General features: G+C 65.3%; 15 protein-coding genes. 4 read left to right on the top strand and 11 right to left on the bottom strand.

Annotated elements, in window-relative coordinates; all coding sequences use genetic code 11:
- Window positions 1–14: 14 nt before the first annotated feature.
- From tssG to radC, 7 genes are all read right to left on the bottom strand, one after another.
- Complete coding sequence (gene tssG / locus OXS31_RS21380; RefSeq protein ID WP_144954832.1) at window positions 15–1,025, bottom strand: type VI secretion system baseplate subunit TssG; 1,011 nt, start codon at window positions 1,023–1,025, stop codon at window positions 15–17.
- Entirely contained in the window at window positions 989–2,773 is a 1,785-nt protein-coding gene (gene tssF, locus OXS31_RS21375; RefSeq protein ID WP_144954835.1) for a type VI secretion system baseplate subunit TssF, read from the bottom strand. The genes tssG and tssF overlap by 37 nt, the downstream gene beginning before the upstream one ends.
- Window positions 2,774–2,777: 4 nt before the next feature.
- Window positions 2,778–3,182: a type VI secretion system baseplate subunit TssE gene (gene tssE / locus OXS31_RS21370; protein ID WP_144954838.1), complete on the bottom strand. Its 405-nt coding sequence runs from the start codon at window positions 3,180–3,182 to the stop codon at window positions 2,778–2,780.
- A 6-nt stretch (window positions 3,183–3,188) separates the two neighbouring features.
- Entirely contained in the window at window positions 3,189–4,667 is a 1,479-nt protein-coding gene (gene tssC, locus OXS31_RS21365) for a type VI secretion system contractile sheath large subunit (RefSeq protein WP_144954841.1), read from the bottom strand.
- Window positions 4,668–4,681: 14 nt separating this feature from the next.
- Window positions 4,682–5,176 carry a type VI secretion system contractile sheath small subunit gene (gene tssB, locus OXS31_RS21360; protein WP_027598639.1) on the bottom strand — a complete coding sequence of 165 codons (495 nt, stop codon included), beginning with the start codon at window positions 5,174–5,176 and terminating at the stop codon, window positions 4,682–4,684.
- Between the two features lie 29 nt (window positions 5,177–5,205).
- The gene (gene tssA / locus OXS31_RS21355; protein ID WP_186381125.1) at window positions 5,206–6,735 is read right to left on the bottom strand and encodes a type VI secretion system protein TssA; all 1,530 of its coding nucleotides are present in this window, start codon (window positions 6,733–6,735) and stop codon (window positions 5,206–5,208) included.
- A 347-nt stretch (window positions 6,736–7,082) separates the two neighbouring features.
- Window positions 7,083–7,757, bottom strand: coding sequence for a DNA repair protein RadC (gene radC, locus OXS31_RS21350; protein ID WP_144954847.1), 675 nt, complete (start codon window positions 7,755–7,757; stop codon window positions 7,083–7,085).
- A 135-nt stretch (window positions 7,758–7,892) separates the two neighbouring features.
- Between radC and coaBC the strand changes: the two genes are divergently transcribed.
- The 4 genes from coaBC to argB all read left to right on the top strand — a co-directional run bounded on the left by coaBC (window position 7,893) and on the right by argB (window position 13,148).
- Complete coding sequence (gene coaBC / locus OXS31_RS21345) at window positions 7,893–9,116, top strand: bifunctional phosphopantothenoylcysteine decarboxylase/phosphopantothenate--cysteine ligase CoaBC (protein WP_144954850.1); 1,224 nt, start codon at window positions 7,893–7,895, stop codon at window positions 9,114–9,116.
- A complete protein-coding gene (gene dut, locus OXS31_RS21340; RefSeq protein ID WP_027598635.1) occupies window positions 9,109–9,564 on the top strand; it encodes a dUTP diphosphatase in 456 nt (151 codons plus the stop codon). Before coaBC ends, dut begins: the two co-directional genes overlap by 8 nt.
- Before the next feature lie 1,212 nt (window positions 9,565–10,776).
- Window positions 10,777–12,171: a phosphomannomutase/phosphoglucomutase gene (algC, locus tag OXS31_RS21335; RefSeq protein ID WP_197027426.1), complete on the top strand. Its 1,395-nt coding sequence runs from the start codon at window positions 10,777–10,779 to the stop codon at window positions 12,169–12,171.
- Between the two features lie 74 nt (window positions 12,172–12,245).
- A complete protein-coding gene (argB, locus tag OXS31_RS21330) occupies window positions 12,246–13,148 on the top strand; it encodes an acetylglutamate kinase (protein ID WP_007160051.1) in 903 nt (300 codons plus the stop codon).
- Between the two features lie 60 nt (window positions 13,149–13,208).
- On the opposite strand, the gene OXS31_RS21325 is transcribed toward argB, so the two are convergent.
- From OXS31_RS21325 to pyrE, 4 genes are all read right to left on the bottom strand, one after another.
- Complete coding sequence (locus tag OXS31_RS21325) at window positions 13,209–14,060, bottom strand: DUF1989 domain-containing protein (RefSeq protein WP_027598633.1); 852 nt, start codon at window positions 14,058–14,060, stop codon at window positions 13,209–13,211.
- A 15-nt stretch (window positions 14,061–14,075) separates the two neighbouring features.
- On the bottom strand, window positions 14,076–14,741 hold the full coding sequence (locus OXS31_RS21320) for a GntR family transcriptional regulator (protein ID WP_027600434.1): 666 nt from the start codon (window positions 14,739–14,741) through the stop codon (window positions 14,076–14,078).
- A 146-nt stretch (window positions 14,742–14,887) separates the two neighbouring features.
- Window positions 14,888–15,484: a DUF4124 domain-containing protein gene (locus OXS31_RS21315; RefSeq protein ID WP_144945640.1), complete on the bottom strand. Its 597-nt coding sequence runs from the start codon at window positions 15,482–15,484 to the stop codon at window positions 14,888–14,890.
- A gap of 17 nt (window positions 15,485–15,501) precedes the next feature.
- Window positions 15,502–16,143: an orotate phosphoribosyltransferase gene (pyrE, locus tag OXS31_RS21310; RefSeq protein WP_007160047.1), complete on the bottom strand. Its 642-nt coding sequence runs from the start codon at window positions 16,141–16,143 to the stop codon at window positions 15,502–15,504.
- Window positions 16,144–16,218 lie beyond the last annotated feature (75 nt).

The following is a 16,218-nucleotide window of genomic DNA, read 5'->3' as shown; positions in this document are numbered from 1 at the left end:
TTGATCGTCCTTGATTAACGGTGGCAGGCCAGGGTGACCTGGCCCTTGGCTCGGCCGAGGCCGAGCCAGGTGGTCCAGCCGAGACGGCAGGGGCTGACGGCTTCCAGCCGCCATTGCCGCAACGCGTCCCGCCGCAGATGCAGGCGCAGGTCGTAGTCCAGCTGGTCGCGCAGGGTGAAATTCAGCAAGGCGCGCACGGCGGCGTACCGACTGCCCCCGGGCAGGAATGAATGAAAGGCTTCCCAGTCCAGTTCGAGCAGGTGCAGGCGAAACTTGCCGCCACGATCGCGCACCTGCACACCCAGGACGGCTGTCTCTCCGAGCTGGGCGCTGGCCTGCCCGAGATGCGCGCGTTGTTCTGGGGGAATGACCACTGCGCGCTCTAGGCACTGCTCCAGCTGCAGCTCGGGCTGCTCCAGGTAATAGCGCAGCACCGCTTCGATCAGCGTCGCCGAATGCACCTTGAGGCTGAGCAGGCCGAGATAGGGCAGCAGGCGTTTCCAGTTCAGCTCCGGCGCCTGGCGCAGGCTGCTGTCGCCCAGGCCGATCAGACTGAACAGCCGGGCCGACAACTCGTCACGCGCGCCTTCCCGGAAGCGGGCGTGATAGCGATACTTGCGCCAGATCGGCAGCAGCAGCCGGTGCAGCCGGTGATTGAAGAGGTCGAGGAAGTCGCGGGTGGTACGCCCTTGTTCGCCATCGCTCAGCGCCTGTTCGCTGTAGAAGGCCGGCAGCGGCGAACCGCTGCCCATCAGGGCGCCCAGGTTGAGTTGCAGGCGGGCGCGCAGCCCGTCGGCGTCCTCGACGAAGTGCAGGCACTCGATATCGCTACCCGGAAAGGCCAGGCTGGGGTTGGCGTGGAACTCCAGCCGTTCATAGAGCTGCTCCTCCGAGAGACTCGGCATCAGGCGCTGCAACTGCAGGAGCACCTGTCCGATACCCTGGAACAGCGAGTACTCGCGAATCTCGCGGCACAGCGCCGAGCGATTCAGATCAGCGGCTGCTGACCCATGCGCGGTGTCCATAGATACACCTCTCCCTGTAGGCTGCGAACACTGAGTTGATGGAAGGAATTCAGGCTGGCGTAGAGCGCGAAGAACTCGTTGAGTACGCTGGCGAACAGGTACAGCTCGCCCTCGCTGCGAAAGCCGCTGGCATCCATGTCCAGTTGGGTGGCGATACCGCGGATCGGCAGGCCCCGGTAGAGGCGATCCACCGGGCGATGGCTGATGCCCTGCAGGGCGGCCAGGCGCTGGTGACTGACGCGCTCGGCCTGCCGGTCGTGCTGACTGGGCAGGTCGTAACTGGCCAACACCGTACGCAGGGCCGCGACATCGGTGAGCGACAAATAATTGAGCGATAGATTGGAAACCAGCTGCCACAGCCGGTTGCCGGACAGCACCGGCGCATGACAGGCAGTTGGGGCGGCCAGATTGCGAAAGCCCAGGCCACCCGGGGTATTTTCGGTGGGCAGGCACAGATCACCGGCGCGCAGGCGCTGGGGCAGGTTCTGGTTGGTGCAGGTCAGTTCGATGGACAGGGTGTCCTGATCGGTACCCGGATCGCCAAACGCCAGATAGGTATCGATGCCGCCGTGCAGCAGGGCACTGCGCTGGCGTACGGCGTAGTGCGGCCGACAGCTCTGGCCGCCGAAGCTCAGGTCGTGGGCAAAGGATTCGAAGGGTAGATAGTCACGATGGCCCAGGCCGCCCGGTTGCCAGCCGGTCACCCGCTCCACGGCAAAGACCCCCAGGTGTTCGCGGCCATGGCCGGCCGGAAACAACGGGTACTCGTCGCGCTTGCCGTCGAGGCGGATCGGCAGGGCGTCATGGCGGAACAGATTGACCACCGGGACGCAGTGCAGGCGCAGGTTGTCGCGACTGGGGAGCCGCGGCTGCCGGGCGATCCGGGCGATGTCGAAGCGCACCTCCAGCCCGCGGATCTGGCGGCGCACCGGGTCTGCCAGTTGCTTCAGCTTCGTCATTCCCTGAATCGAGACGAAGAGGAATTTCTCCGGAAAGGCGAAATATTCCTGCAGGTGGCGATAGCCGCGGAAGGCATTGGGTGGATAGGGCAGCAGCGCCTCGTCTTCGCCGAAGCCCAGCGGCTGGACCTGGTCGCGAGCGAGCGGCAGGACGAGTTCGCCGCCCTGGAGGTCAGTCAGCGGCTGGCGTTCGGCATCCAGGGGTACCAGGCTCAGACCGGCCAGGTTGTGCAGCAGTGCGAGATAGAGATCCTGACTAAGCGTGCGATCGCCCGCCAGATGCAGCGGCAACTGATGCAGGTCCAGGGCGTCCAGGGTGCCATTGCCGGTGATCTGCAGGCGCAGCGTCAGGCGCGCGCCGCTGCCCTGCTGGGCAAGGCTCAGCTCATCCACGCGTAGCGGTTGGATGGCGGTGGCGAAGCAGGTTCGAAAGCGGCAGCTCACCTCGTCCAGCGCCCGGGATTCCACTTCCGTTCCACGTGGAACCTGAATGGCCGCACCTGATGCTGGTAGCGGATCGAATTCGAGGATGGCGCAGCTCGGCAGGGGCCGCAGATAATGGGGCCAGAGCAGGTTGAGCAGCGAATGAGTCAATTCCGGCAACTCGTCGTCGAGCTTCTGCCGCAGCCGACCAGTGAGAAAGGCGAAGCCTTCCAGCAGGCGCTCGACATCCGGATCCTGACCAGCCTGGCCCAGAAAGGGTGCCAGCGCAGGATTGCGTTCGGCGAAGCGCGCGCCCAGCTGACGCAACTCGGCCAGCTCGCTCTGGTAGTAGTGATTGAAGGACATGGACCTATCCTTGGCTGACCTTGACCTGGCCGCTGCCATCCAGGCTCGCGGTGAAACGGATGGGGCACCGCTGGCCGTCGAGTTCGAGCTGGCCTTCGAGGGCGAACGCCAGGGTGGTGCCTTCCCGCTGCAGCGGCAGCACCTTCACACCGGACAGGCGCGGCTCGTAGGCGGCCACGAACGCCTCGATGGCCAGCCGCGCACGCTGTAGCGAGTCGTGCAGCGACAGCCGCAAGTCATTGAGGTCGGGCAGTCCGTAGTCGACCTGGATCGGGACGCTGCCGGCACGGGTGCTGAGCATCTTGGCCAGGTGAGCGGCCACCGAGGCGCTCAAGGGGTCGGCGGACGCGCCAAGGCTGTGCGCGCTGCCCGGACCGGCCAGGCGTTCGAACAGACTGCCGTAACTCATGAGCCGTTACTCCTTGTCCAGCTTGCCGACCAGCGACAGGGTGAAATCGGCGCCCTGGTACTTGAAGTGCGGTCTCACGCTCAGGCCCACGCGGAACCAGCCCGGATTGCCCTCGACATCGCTGACGCGGATGCTGGCCGCACGCAGCGGTCGACGACCACGCACCTCGGCGCTGGGGTTTTCCTGATCGGCGACGAACTGACGGATCCACTTGTTGAGTTCCAGCTCGAGGTCGGTGCGCTCCTTTGTGCCACCCAGTTGCTCGCGCTGCAGCACCTTGAGGTAGTGGGCCAGGCGGCTGACGATGAACAAATAGGGCAACTGGGTACCCAGCTTGTAGTTCAGCTCAGCTGCCCGACCTTCTTCGCTGTTGCCATAGAACTTGGTTTTTTGCGTCGAACAGGCGGAAAAGAAGGCGGCATTGTCGCTGCCCTTGCGCATGGTCAAGGCGATGAAGCCGGCATCGGCCAGCTCGTATTCGCGACGATCGGAGATCAGCACCTCGGTGGGGATCTTGGTCTCGATCTCGCCCATGCTCTCGAAGTGATGCAGCGGCAGGTCTTCCACCGCGCCGCCGCTTTGCGGACCGACGATATTCGGACACCAGCGGTACGTGGCGAAGCTGTGGGTCAGGCGGGTGGCGAAGGCGTAGGCGGTGTTGCCCCAGAGGTAGTGGGCATGGTCCCGGCTGACGTTTTCGCGATAGGCAAAGGTCTTGACCGGATTCTCTTCCGGATCGTAGGGCGTGCGTAGCAGGAAGCGCGGCAAGGTCAGGCCGACATAGCGCGCGTCTTCCTGCTCGCGAAAACTCTGCCACTTGGCGAATTGCGGACCGTCGAAGTGATCTTTGAGGTCCTTGAGGTCGGGCAGACCGGTAAAGCTTTCCAGGCCGAAGAAGCGCGGACCGGCGGCGGCGATAAAGGGCGCATGAGCCATGGCCGAGACCGCTGCCACCTGTTGCAGAGTGCGGATGTCCGGTGCGGTGGGATCGAAGTCGTAGTTGGCGATGATGGCGCCGACCGGCTCGCCACCGAATTGGCCGAATTCGGCGGTATAGACGTGCTTGTAGAGGCCCGACTGGACGATGTCCGGCGAATCCTCGAAGTCTTCCAGCAGATCCTGCTTGGAGACGTTGAGCATCTCGATCTTGTTGTTCTCGCGGAAGTCGGTGCGCTCCACCAGCAGGTGCAGGCCGCGCCAGGCCGCCTCCAGCGACTGGAACTCCGCGTGGTGGAGGATCTCGTCGACCTGGCGGCTGAGCTTCTCGTCGATCTCGGCGATCATGCGATCGACCAGTGCCTTCTTGACCGGTTGCTGGGCGTTTTGCGGCTTGAGCAACTCTTCGATAAAGGCGGAGATGCCGCGTTTGGCCACGCCATAGCCCTCGTCGTGGGGCGCGAGGCGAGTCTCGGCGATGATGCGGTCGAGGATGCCGTGGTCTTCAGCGATGTCGGCAGCGGGTTGCGGGAGCAGGGTAGCGGTCATGATGATCTTCCTGATCAGACGTCTTGATTCGGCAAGCCGAGTTCGCCGAGCACCGTGGCCCGGGCGACCGGATCGGCGAGCACCTGCTCGATGGCCCTGCGGAACGCCGGGGCGTTGCCGAGCGGCCCCTTGAGCGCCACCAGTGCATCGCGCAGATCCATCAGTTGCTTGAGTTCGGGCACCTGCTGCACCAGCCGCGCCGGGCTGAAGTCGGCCATGGCCTTGAGGTCGAGCTGGACGGCCAGATCGTCCTGGCTGTCGTCCTGCAGGCGATTGGGTACCGCCAGGGTCAGGCCCAGCTGCTGCTTGGCCATCACCTCATCGAAGTTGTCCTTGTCGACGGCTACCGGCTTGCGATCTTCGAGCTTGCGGTCGTCGGCACGTTGTGTGAAATCGCCCAGCACCATGAGCTTGAGGGGTAGCTCGAGTTCTTCCTCGGCACCGCCGCTGGCAGGTCGAACGGTAACGTTGATGCGTTCTTTCAGGGCAACCGAGCCTTCTTTGGCCATGTGTTTCTCCTTGGGTATGAGGACAAGCCTCAGTCGAGAGCCGCTTCGAGATCGAGGCGGCAGAGTCGCGGACGCAGCTGTTGCAGCTGCATCCGGCTGTCGGCGGTGGCGGGGAGGGCTTCCAGGCACTGGCGGCGGGCCTGCAGGATCTCCAGCGCCAGTTGCGGCTCCCAGTGCGCCAGCAGGGCGCCGTGTTCGGCATCCACGGCCGCGAGCTGAAGGTGCGCCAGTTCGAACTGGCGGGCCTGGATCAGCAGCCGGACGCTGGCCAGATCCCACAGCAGGCGCTGGCGTTCGCCCTGGGCACTGCAGCTGCGCTGCCGCAGATGGCGCACGGCGCTCCTGAGGCCGCTCGCGCGCAACTCCCCAAGGGCTTCGGCAAGGGCTTCGCTCCAGCTGTCCTGGCACGCCTCGCTTGAGGCGGAGACGGGTTGCGTCGCCTTAGCCGCCGTCAGGCCGGACAGCCAGAGGCGGGTCTGGGCATCGGCAAAGGGTTGCCCGTCATGGAAGGCCAAGGCTTCCAGACCTGGCAGCCGCTCCAGCAGCAACATCAGCGGCCACTCGATTTCTCGACAACTCGTTGTCGCACCGAGGGCCTGCAGACACTCCCAGGCCAGCCGCTGGCCATCCAGCCAGAAAGGCGCCCGCGTCAGGCTGACCTCCAGTTCGCCGAGCAGCAGAGAAAAGTCACCAGCGGCCTGGGACTCCTGAAAATATCTCAGGCGATCAGCTGGCAGGCCGCGCAAGCCGGTGACACCCCGGGCATCATGAGCGGGCAGACTGTCGATGCCGCTCCACAGCAAGGCGCGATTCAGCCGCAGGGCGCGGTGGTCGCCGCTCCGCTGACGTAGCCACCAGCCGCTCAGCGTGCGGGCGCTTTCCTGCAGCTGGCGCAGCAGACGATGGGCGTCCTTGTCCGAGTCCAGCGGGCCCTGGGGTGCCTGAGCGGTCACGACCGGGTTGGGTGACAGGGCTGCGATGGTCGACTCCGCCGGAGCGGTGAATTGGATCTGGCGACGTCGTTGCTCATCGAGGCGACGTACCAACGGCAACAGCAGCGGAGCGGCCTCGCCCAGGCGTGGCTGGAGGAGTGCCTCCAACTGGCCGAGCTGGGTACTGAAGGTCTGTAGCCAGGATGCTTCCAGCGTCGTCAGGGCGGCGGTATCGAAGACGCCTTCCAGGCGGATCTGGAGCCAACCGAGCGCCGCGGCGCGGGTGCGCTCCTTGCGGGGGTAAAGGTCCTGCCAGTGAGCCTCCAGCAATCGCTCAAGCAGAGCCAGGCCGGCTTCCAGCCCCGTCCAGCTCCGGGTGCAGTACAGGGCCCAGGTCAGCCAGACGGCGACGCGCAGGTCCTTGGAGTGCTCACGCAGAAAGGTGGTCGCCTGCTCGGCCGTGGACTCCCAGTCCGGCATGACGTCGCGATGCAGCGCCTGGGTGTTCTGACAGACCGCTTCGAGTCTCTCGAACTCGGGGCTATAGCGGCGATCGTCCCCGGCGAAGTTGTCGGTGGTAATGGGTTGATCGGCGACCGCTATATAGTTCTGGGCGAGCGAAGACAATAAAGTCATCCATGACCTCACAGGATTGAAGTTCCATTCCTTGAACTTCCTAAGGCGAAAACTACTGGAGAGCTTTTTCGCCTGCTGCTGGGCAGCTATTGGCTCAAAATGTTTGAGAGGCGCATCCTAGAGCGGTTTTATGAGCTTTGGTAGCAAAAAATTGTGATCTATGTCCAATTTTTATTGCTTAATTCTTAATGAAAAATAAGCCTATTTAGTGAAGTGACAAAAATTGTCCGAACTAACTGTGAAAACCTGACAGTCATCGTCAGTTTTAAAAGATATGATAAGTCACAACTATAAAGTTATATTTTAAGTTGGGCCGGGCTTGCCTGTTCGCGAAGCTATTAAAGCCAACCATATTCCGCCATCGACAGCGGCTCCCCATCCCCCACGATGAAATGATCCAGCACCCGCACATCGATCAGCGCCAGGGCGTCCTTGAGTCGGGTGGTGAGCAGGCGGTCGGCCTGGCTGGGTTCGGCGACGCCGGAGGGGTGGTTGTGGGTCAGAATGACGGCAGCGGCGTTGTGGGCGAGGGCGCGCTTGACCACCTGGCGGGGGTAGACGCTGGCGCCGTCGATGGTGCCGTGGAACAGGGCTTCGAAGGCCAGCACCCGGTGACGGGTGTCGAGGAACAGGCAGCCGAAGATCTCGTGGGGTTCGTGGCGCAGGCGGGCCTTGAGATAGTCGCGGACCTGCTGCGGGCTTTCCAGGGCCGAGTCGCGCTTGAGGCCTTCGGCCAGGTGGCGGCGGCCCATCTCCAGGACCGCCTGCAACTGGCTGAACTTGGCCGGGCCGAGGCCGAGGTGGGCGCTGAAGGCGGTGAGATCGGCTTCCAGCAGGGCCCTGAGGCTGCCGAATTCCCCAAGCAGCTGGCGGGCGAGGTCCACCGCGCTTTTGCCGGCCACGCCGGTGCGCAAGAAGATCGCCAGCAGTTCGGCGTCGGTGAGGGCCTGGGCGCCTTGTTCCAGCAGTTTCTCCCGCGGCCGTTCCTGGGCCGGCCAATCCTTGATGCTCATGGGCGCTCCTTGTCTGGCGGGGCGCCTGCGTCCTGCAGGCGCTGTGCTATCTTAACCGGATCATTCGCGGGTGCGCGCAGGCCTCGATTGGCCGTGCGATGCCCGTTCTAGACGGTTCGAGAACGGAAAGGCTATATGCAGCGGCTCCATCGTAAACGCATCGTGCTGGGCGTCGGAGGTGGCATCGCCGCTTACAAGAGCGCCGAGCTGGTGCGCCGACTCAAGGATCAGGGCGCCGAAGTGCGGGTGGTGCTGACCCGCGGCGGTCGCGAATTCATCACGCCGCTGACCCTGCAGGCACTGTCGGGTCTGCCGGTGCATCTGGATCTGCTGGACCCGGCCGCCGAAGCGGCCATGGGGCATATCGAGCTGGCCCGCTGGGCCGATCTGGTGCTGGTCGCGCCGGCCACTGCCGATGTCATGGCGCGCCTGGCCCAGGGCGTGGCGGATGATCTGCTCACGACGATCGTGTTGGCCACCGATGCCCGGGTCGCCCTGGCACCGGCCATGAATCAGGCCATGTGGCGCGATCCGGCCACCCAGGCCAATGCCGAGCTCTTGCGCAGCCGTGGCATCAAGCTGTTCGGTCCGGCCAGCGGCAGCCAGGCCTGTGGCGACGTTGGTCCCGGCCGGATGCTGGAGGCCAATGACCTCGCCCAGCTCGCCGCCGACTGCTTCCAGCGCCTCGACCTGACCGGCCGCCACGTGGTCATCACCGCCGGCCCGACCCAGGAAAACATCGACCCGGTGCGCTACATCACCAACCACAGTTCCGGCCGCATGGGCTTCGCCCTGGCGGAAGCGGCGGCGGAGGCGGGCGCGCGCGTCAGCCTGGTGAGCGGCCCGGTGCACCTGCCGACCCCCGATCGCGTCGAGCGTATCGACGTGATCAGCGCCCGCGACATGCTGGCCGCCTGCGAGGCGCTGATGCCCTGCGACGTGCTCATCGCCTCGGCGGCGGTGGCGGACTATCGCCCCGAGGTCATCGCGCCGCACAAGCTGAAAAAGGACCCCACCCGCGGTGACGGTCTCCTGCTGGAGCTGGTGCGCAATCCGGACATTCTCGCCACCCTGGCGGGGCGCCCGGATCGGCCCTTCAGCGTCGGCTTCGCCGCGGAAACCCAGAATCTGCTGGAGTACGCCCAGCGCAAGCTGCGCGACAAGAATCTCGATCTCATCGTCGCCAACGACGTGGCCAATCCAGCCATCGGCTTCAACAGCGAAGACAACGCGGTCACCGTGATCGACCGTGGCCTGCACGAGATCCGCTTCGAGCAGACCAGCAAGGGCAAGATCGCCCGGCAGCTCATCGCCCTGATTTCCACCCACCTGAAAGACACCACCCCGAACCATGCATAGCCTTCAAGCCAAGATCCTCGACCCGCGCCTGGGGCGCGATTTCCCGCTGCCGTCCTACGCCACCCCCGGCTCGGCCGGCCTCGACCTGCGCGCCATGCTGCAGGAGGATCTGGTGCTGGAGCCGGGGCAGACCGCGCTGATTCCCACCGGGCTCGCCATCCATGTGGCCGATCCATCGCTGGCGGCGCTGATCCTGCCGCGCTCGGGCCTGGGCCATAAGCACGGCATCGTGCTGGGCAACCTGGTCGGCCTGATCGACTCGGACTACCAGGGCGAGCTGATGGTCTCCTGCTGGAATCGCGGCCAGACCACCTTCACCGTGAGCGTGGGCGAACGTATCGCCCAGCTGATGCTCGTACCTGTGGTGCAGGCACACTTCGATATCGTCGACAGCTTTACCGAGACCGAGCGGGGCGCTGGCGGCTTCGGCCACTCCGGTACCCGCTGACGCCAGACACGCAAGGCGCGCCGTGACATAAAGGAGAAGAACGGCATGGCAAGGGGCAAGAACGACAAGGATGTGCGCAAGGCGGCCCCGCGGGTCGCTGGCTTGCCCGGCATGGGCGCGGGACTGCTGCTGGCGCTCGCCGGCCTGCTGCTGGCCGCGCTGCTGCTGTGGTTCCTGGTGTTGCAGCCGCAGGGCGCGCGCAACCAGGAGCAGCAGGCGGACCAGGCGCTGCAGGCGCAGGCGACCTCCCTCAATCAGCTGCTGGTCGGCCTGACCCGCCGGCTGCAGGGTGTCGCCGGGGATGCCCTGGTGCTGCAGGCCCTGCAGGGCAACGATCCGGCGGCGCGCGCGGCGGCGGAAAGCCAGCTGCGCGAGCGCCTCGGCGTGGTCGACGTGCTGGTGGTGCCGGCCGGCATGCGCCAGATCGAAGACGATCGTCCCGGCCCCCTCAACTATGCCGCCCTCGATTTGCTCAAGCGCCTGGAAAGCGGCCAGCGGACCCCGCCGGAAGCCTATCGACTGGGCGATCGCTGGCTGGTCTACAGCGCCCAACCCATCCGCCGCGGCGATCAACTGCTTGGCAGCGCCGTACTGGTGGAAGAACTCCCGGCCGTCTTGCAGGGCTGGGCCACGCCACCGGCGAACGTCGGCCAGTGGCGCCTGCTGCAGCAATTTCCCGGTGGCAGCGTGCAGGTGCTGGCCAGTGGCGGCAGCCCGGGTGATCCAGCGCTGATGCGGCGGCTCGCCACCGGCAGCCCACTCTGGACGCTGGAGCTGGCACCCGCCGCCGAGGCCGGCGCCGATACGCCCTTGGGTATCCCCCTGGTGGCGCTGCTGCTGGCGCTGTTTGGCGTGCTGGCGGGCTTTTGGCTGTTTTCCCGGGAGCTGTCACGCCGGCTCCGTGACGACGTCCGCAGTCTGACGGCCTATGCCGAGGAACTAGAAGCCAATCAGATAGCCAAAAGCCCGACTTTGCGCCTGGCGGTAATGGAACCCGTGGCCAAGTCGACGGCCCGATTGGCCAGCCGATCGGCCGGGTCGTCGCCGGACCTGTACGCCACCGCTCCCAGCGATGCGGTGGCCAAGACCCTGGCGGAGTTTGCCGACAGGGGCCGCTCTCAGCAGAGCGAGCCGCTGTTCCAGACCACCGACATCCTCGATATCAGTATCCTCGACGAAGACCAGGATCTCCTGGGATTGGAGAAACCCCCGATGAGCACTACCCCGCAAGCCCCCCAACTCAACGCCAGCATCTTCCGCGCCTACGACATCCGTGGCGTGGTGGGTGACTCCCTGACCGCCGAAGCCGCCTACTGGATCGGGCGCGCCATCGGCTCGGAGAGCCTGGCACGTGGCGAGCCCAACGTGGCCGTCGGCCGTGACGGCCGCCTGTCCGGCCCCGAGCTGGTCGCCCAACTGATCAAGGGCGTGGCCGACAGCGGCGCCAATGTCAGCGATGTCGGCATGGTGCCGACCCCGGTGCTCTACTACGCCGCCAACGTGCTCGAAGGCAAGTCCGGCGTCATGCTGACCGGCAGCCACAACCCGCCGGACTACAACGGCTTCAAGATCGTCATCGCCGGCGAGACCCTGGCCAACGAATCCATCCAGCGTCTGCGCGAGCGCATCGAGACCGGTGACGTGGCCAGCGGCCAGGGCCAGATCAAGCAGGTCGACGTGCTCAAGAGCTACGCCGACTACATCCGCAACGACGTGGTGCTGGCCAAGAAGCTCAAGGTGGTGGTGGACGCCGGCAACGGTGTCGCCGCGGTCAACGCGCCCCAGCTGATCGAGTCCCTGGGCTGCGAGGTCATCCCGCTGTTCTGCGAGGTGGACGGCAACTTCCCCAACCACCACCCGGATCCGGGCAAGCCCGAGAACCTGGAAGACCTGATCGCCAAGGTCAAGGAAACCGGTGCCGACCTGGGCCTGGCCTTTGACGGCGACGGCGACCGCGTAGGCGTGGTGACCAACGAAGGCAAGATCATCTATCCCGACCAGCTGCTGATGCTGTTCGCCAAGGACGTGGTCTCCCGCAACCCGGGCGCCGACATCATCTTCGACGTCAAATGCACCCGTCGCCTGAACAACCTCATCGCCGGCTACGGCGGTCGTCCCATCATGTGGAAGACCGGCCACTCGCTGATCAAGAAGAAGATGAAGGAAACCGGCGCGCTGCTGGCCGGCGAGATGAGCGGCCACGTGTTCTTCAAGGAGCGCTGGTTCGGTTTCGACGACGGCATCTACAGCGCCGTGCGTCTGCTGGAGATCCTCAGCCAGGAGAAGAACAGCGCCCAACAGGTGTTCGATACCTTCCCGGTAGACATCTCCACCCCGGAGATCAATATCCAGGTGACCGAAGAGAACAAGTTCGGCATCATCGAAACCCTGCAGCGCGACGCCCAGTGGGGCGATGCCCAGATCACCACCCTGGACGGCGTCCGCGTCGATTACCAGAACGGTTGGGGCCTGGTGCGTGCGTCCAACACCACGCCGGTGCTGGTGCTGCGCTTCGAGGCGGAAACCCTCGAAGAGCTGGAGCGCATCAAGACGGTGTTCCGCAAGCAGCTGCTGGCGGTACAGCCGGATCTGAATCTGCCGTTCTGACCTCGGGTCAGCGGTAGCACAGAGGGCGCCTAGGCGCCCTTTGTCTTTTCTATGTCGACCTTGAGAGGTGAGCCATGACCCTGAGCCGCGAGGATGCCTCGCACGTCGCCGAGGTGCTGTCCGAGGCGCTGCCCTATATCCGCCGGTTCGTCGGCAAGACGCTGGTGATCAAGTACGGCGGCAACGCCATGGAGAGCGACGAGCTCAAGGCCGGTTTCGCCCGTGACATCGTGCTGATGAAGGCGGTGGGCATCAACCCGGTGGTGGTGCACGGCGGCGGTCCGCAGATCGGCGACCTGCTCAAGCGCCTGTCCATCGAAAGCCACTTCATCGATGGCATGCGCGTCACCGACGCCCAGACCATGGACGTGGTGGAGATGGTGCTGGGCGGCCAGGTCAACAAGGACATCGTCAATCTGATCAACCGCCATGGCGGCAAGGCCATCGGCCTGACCGGCAAGGACGCGGGCCTGATCCGCGCCACCAAGCTCAAGGTCAGCCGGCAGACGCCGGAAATGACCAAGCCGGAGATCATCGACATCGGCCATGTGGGCGAGGTCACCGGGGTCAACACCGACCTGATCAACATGCTGGTGCGCGGCGACTTCATTCCGGTCATCGCGCCCATCGGTGTGGGTCCGGACGGCGAGTCCTACAACATCAACGCCGACCTGGTGGCGGGCAAGGTGGCCGAGGCACTCAAGGCCGAGAAGCTTATGCTGCTGACCAACATCGCCGGTCTGATGGACAAGCAGGGCCAGGTGCTCACCGGGCTGTCCACCGAGCAGGTCAATTCGCTGATCGCCGACGGCACCATCTACGGCGGCATGCTGCCAAAGATCCGCTGCGCGCTGGAAGCGGTGCAGGGCGGCGTGCAGAGCGCCCACATCATCGATGGCCGGGTGCCCAACGCGGTGCTGCTGGAAATCTTCACCGACGTCGGCGTCGGTACCCTGATCTCCAACCGCAAGCGCTGAGCGCTTTCGGTCGGACCAGAAACGGCGCCCCAGGGCGCCGTTTTCATTGCAGGCCCGGACTCACTGCTCCCAGCTGGCCTTGGGCAGGGTCAGGCCATGCTGGCCGTTGTAGGCCGCCCGCTTGGGCGATTCCCAACCCTGCAGCAACGCCTCCTCGACCCGGTAGATCTCCACGCCCAGCGGGCGGCAGACCTTGAGCGGGTCCTCGGCGTCAGGACCCCACATCGCCAGGGACAGATCGCCGCCCGGGCAGGTGGACAGGGCGCAGAGCACGTCGATCTCGGCGAAGAATTCCAGGTAGTCGCCGGGCTTGGCCGGGCAGGCCTTCATGAAGTAGAGGTCGTCATGGTTGAGGCCGGTGCACTGGAAGATGTTCAGCACGTCGTGGACATCGAATTCGGTGAGACCGTGGGGCAGCACCGCGCGGGTCAGATTAGAGTGGCAGTGGTGGTGGAAGTCCTCGCCGGTGAGCATCTTGTTGACGTAGGGATCGCAGCGGGTGCCGAGCAGGTCATGCAGGCGGCCGCCGTGTTCGTCGATGCCGTAGCCGGCCAGGCTGTCGTCGGTGATGGTCAACAGCGGACGCAGGAAGGGCAGGTTCGACCAGAGGCGGTCGTAGGTGCTGACGTGGGCGCCCTGCAGTTGCCGGGTGCGCGCGGCCCACATGCGCTCGCGGGGATCCTCGGCGTTCCAGACGTTGAAGTCGCCCACCTGGGGACCGTGCGGGGTGGTGACGCGGAACAGATGGCCCGCCGGGACCTTCCAGGCGCGACCGGTGCGGATCGGGATCTCGAATTGCTCGATCAGGGTACGCGCGTCCTTGTCCTCGCGCAGGCGATCGTAAAAGGCCTGGTCGACCTGCAGGGCGGAACCCTGGGTGGACTGGTAGGCGGCGGGGTAGTCCTTGTACATGGGAGGTCTCCTCGGTCAGAGCGGCCTGGCTGCGCTCAGCAGATCCAGCAGCCGGTTTTCGGAATCGTCGAGATAGCTGGCCATGGCTTCGGCCGCCGCCTGGCGCTGTCCGGCGGCGAGCAGGTCGTGGATCTGGCGGTCGCGGATGATCCAGGGCCGCTGGAAGTGCTCCTCGTCGGGCGCGAGGGAAAACAGCAGGCGTATCTGGGCGGCGACGGTGGCGAAGAATTCATCGAACAGCGGACTACCCAGCAGGCCGACGATGTGCTGATGGAAATGCAGGCCATGGGTGCCGAGGGCGCGCCAGTCTTCACGCGACTGCGCCAGTTCGGCGGCCTCCAGGGCGTCCAGCATCCGATCGGACTGGTATTCGCGCAGCGGGCGGCTGGTGAGGATGGCCTGCAGTTCCAGGGTGCGGCGCACGGTAAAGAGGTCGCGCACCTCGGCCAGGCCCAGGCGCCGCACCATCACCCCCTTGTGCCGCACATAGGTGGCCAGGCCCTCGCGATCCAGCTGGTGCAGGGCTTCGCGAATGGTGTTGCGCGACGCGTTGTAGGCCTTGACCAGTTCAGCCTCGACCAGCGCCGTACCGGGTAGCAGGCGACCGCCGATGATGTCTTCGCGCATTTCCAGCAGCAGTTGAGCCCCCAGGGACAGCGCGCCTGCGTCTTTGCCGCTCATAGGTCTTCACGCCCGATTGTTCAACAATACGTAGAAAATCGAATTGCACGGTACGTGCCAGAATATGGCGTGAAGAGGCGGCAACCTTGTCGTGCCGCCCAGCAGGCCATCGGCGGAGGGGGCCGCCGGCAGTGAACGCAGAAAGGCTAGCGATCCGTGGCCTGAGCCGCTTCCAGTCGCTGCATGCGCGCACGATCGGCGTCGAAGGCTGCGCTGGTGCTGGTGCGCAATTCGGCGTAGCGCTGCAGGTCGGCTTGCAGACGCACCTGATCGGCGGCCGCGGCGTCGAGGCGGGCCTGGAGGTCCGCCGGCAGCGCCTGGCCGTTGCGCTGCTGTACCGCCGCCTGCTCCATCAACTGGCTTTGCAGCTGGCGTGCGGCCTCAAGGTTAGCCTTCTTGATCTGCATCAGGCCATCGAGCTCCGTCAGCTTGCGCGCCTTGGCGCGATCGACGTCCTCGACATTGCTGTAGAGCTTGCGCAGCTGGCCATCGATCACGGCCTGCTGGCGCTCGCGTGCCTGGCGGTCGAGTTCGGCGGCGGGCAGGGCCGGGGCGACCTTGCGGATTACCCGGCCCTGTTCGTTCAGCACGTCATAGCCCTTGCCGGCGTATTCCGGCGGCACGCCCTGGCGGTCGATGACCAGGGTGCCGTTGCGGTCTAGATAGCGGTACAGCTCGGCCGCCTGGCCGGCCAGCGGCAGGGCGATGAGCAACAGGCTGGCAGCGGCGCGACGTACGACCATGGCCGTCTCTCCTGGGGCTAGATGCCGTATTGAGCGCGATAGTCCTGGACGGCGGGGAGGTGACGCTTGAGCTCGGCGTCCTCGGCCAGGTATTCGAGCACCTGATCCAGGGCGACGATGCTGAGCACCGGAATGCCGTAGTCGCGCTCGACTTCCTGGATGGCCGACAATTCGCCGCGGCCGCGCTCCTGGCGGTTCAGGGCGATGAGCACCCCGGCCGCACTGGCGCCCTGGCCTTCGATGATCTGCATGACCTCGCGGATGGCGGTGCCGGCGGTGATGACATCATCGATGATCAGCGCCCGACCGGTCAGGGGCGCGCCCACCAGCAGGCCGCCTTCGCCGTGGTCCTTGGCTTCCTTGCGGTTGAAGCACCAGGGCACGTCGCGGCCGTGGTGCTCGACCAGGGCCACCGCCGTGGCCGCGGCCAGGGGGATGCCCTTGTAGGCCGGGCCGAAGAGCACATCGAAGGGCAGGTTGGCCTGCACCAGCGCATCGGCATAGCAACGGCCGAGCTGGGCCAGGGCCGCACCGCTGTGGAACAGGCCGGCGTTGAAGAAATAGGGGCTGATACGACCCGATTTCAGGGTGAATTCACCAAAGCGCAGAACTCCGCGCTCGATGGCGAAACGAATGAAATTACGCTGATACGCCTGCATATAAGTCCTTGCGCGGCTTGTATTTAGCTAAACCGGTTTAGCTCGGGTATCATACATCCACGATTTTTTGGGGGC

Origin of the sequence: Pseudomonas sp. GM_Psu_1 (assembly GCF_026544185.1) — a bacterium.
Taxonomy (GTDB): domain Bacteria; phylum Pseudomonadota; class Gammaproteobacteria; order Pseudomonadales; family Pseudomonadaceae; genus Chryseomonas; species Chryseomonas oryzihabitans.
Note: the sequence above shows the minus strand (reverse complement) of the source record. Positions and strands in the feature narration are given on the sequence as shown.

Excerpts from the sequence above, each read along its gene's own strand:
- tssF (WP_144954835.1), bottom strand. The coding sequence starts at position 2,773 with ATGTCCTTCAATCACTACTACCAGAGCGAGCTGGCCGAGTTGCGTCAG.
- OXS31_RS21320 (WP_027600434.1), bottom strand. The coding sequence starts at position 14,741 with ATGAGCGGCAAAGACGCAGGCGCGCTGTCCCTGGGGGCTCAACTGCTG.
- tssG (WP_144954832.1), bottom strand. The coding sequence starts at position 1,025 with ATGGACACCGCGCATGGGTCAGCAGCCGCTGATCTGAATCGCTCGGCG.
- tssE (WP_144954838.1), bottom strand. The coding sequence starts at position 3,182 with ATGAGTTACGGCAGTCTGTTCGAACGCCTGGCCGGTCCGGGCAGCGCG.
- tssC (WP_144954841.1), bottom strand. The coding sequence starts at position 4,667 with ATGACCGCTACCCTGCTCCCGCAACCCGCTGCCGACATCGCTGAAGAC.
- radC (WP_144954847.1), bottom strand. The coding sequence starts at position 7,757 with ATGAGCATCAAGGATTGGCCGGCCCAGGAACGGCCGCGGGAGAAACTG.
- OXS31_RS21325 (WP_027598633.1), bottom strand. The coding sequence starts at position 14,060 with ATGTACAAGGACTACCCCGCCGCCTACCAGTCCACCCAGGGTTCCGCC.
- dut (WP_027598635.1), top strand. The coding sequence starts at position 9,109 with ATGCATAGCCTTCAAGCCAAGATCCTCGACCCGCGCCTGGGGCGCGAT.
- argB (WP_007160051.1), top strand. The coding sequence starts at position 12,246 with ATGACCCTGAGCCGCGAGGATGCCTCGCACGTCGCCGAGGTGCTGTCC.
- OXS31_RS21315 (WP_144945640.1), bottom strand. The coding sequence starts at position 15,484 with ATGGTCGTACGTCGCGCCGCTGCCAGCCTGTTGCTCATCGCCCTGCCG.
- tssB (WP_027598639.1), bottom strand. The coding sequence starts at position 5,176 with ATGGCCAAAGAAGGCTCGGTTGCCCTGAAAGAACGCATCAACGTTACC.
- pyrE (WP_007160047.1), bottom strand. The coding sequence starts at position 16,143 with ATGCAGGCGTATCAGCGTAATTTCATTCGTTTCGCCATCGAGCGCGGA.
- coaBC (WP_144954850.1), top strand. The coding sequence starts at position 7,893 with ATGCAGCGGCTCCATCGTAAACGCATCGTGCTGGGCGTCGGAGGTGGC.
- algC (WP_197027426.1), top strand. The coding sequence starts at position 10,777 with ATGAGCACTACCCCGCAAGCCCCCCAACTCAACGCCAGCATCTTCCGC.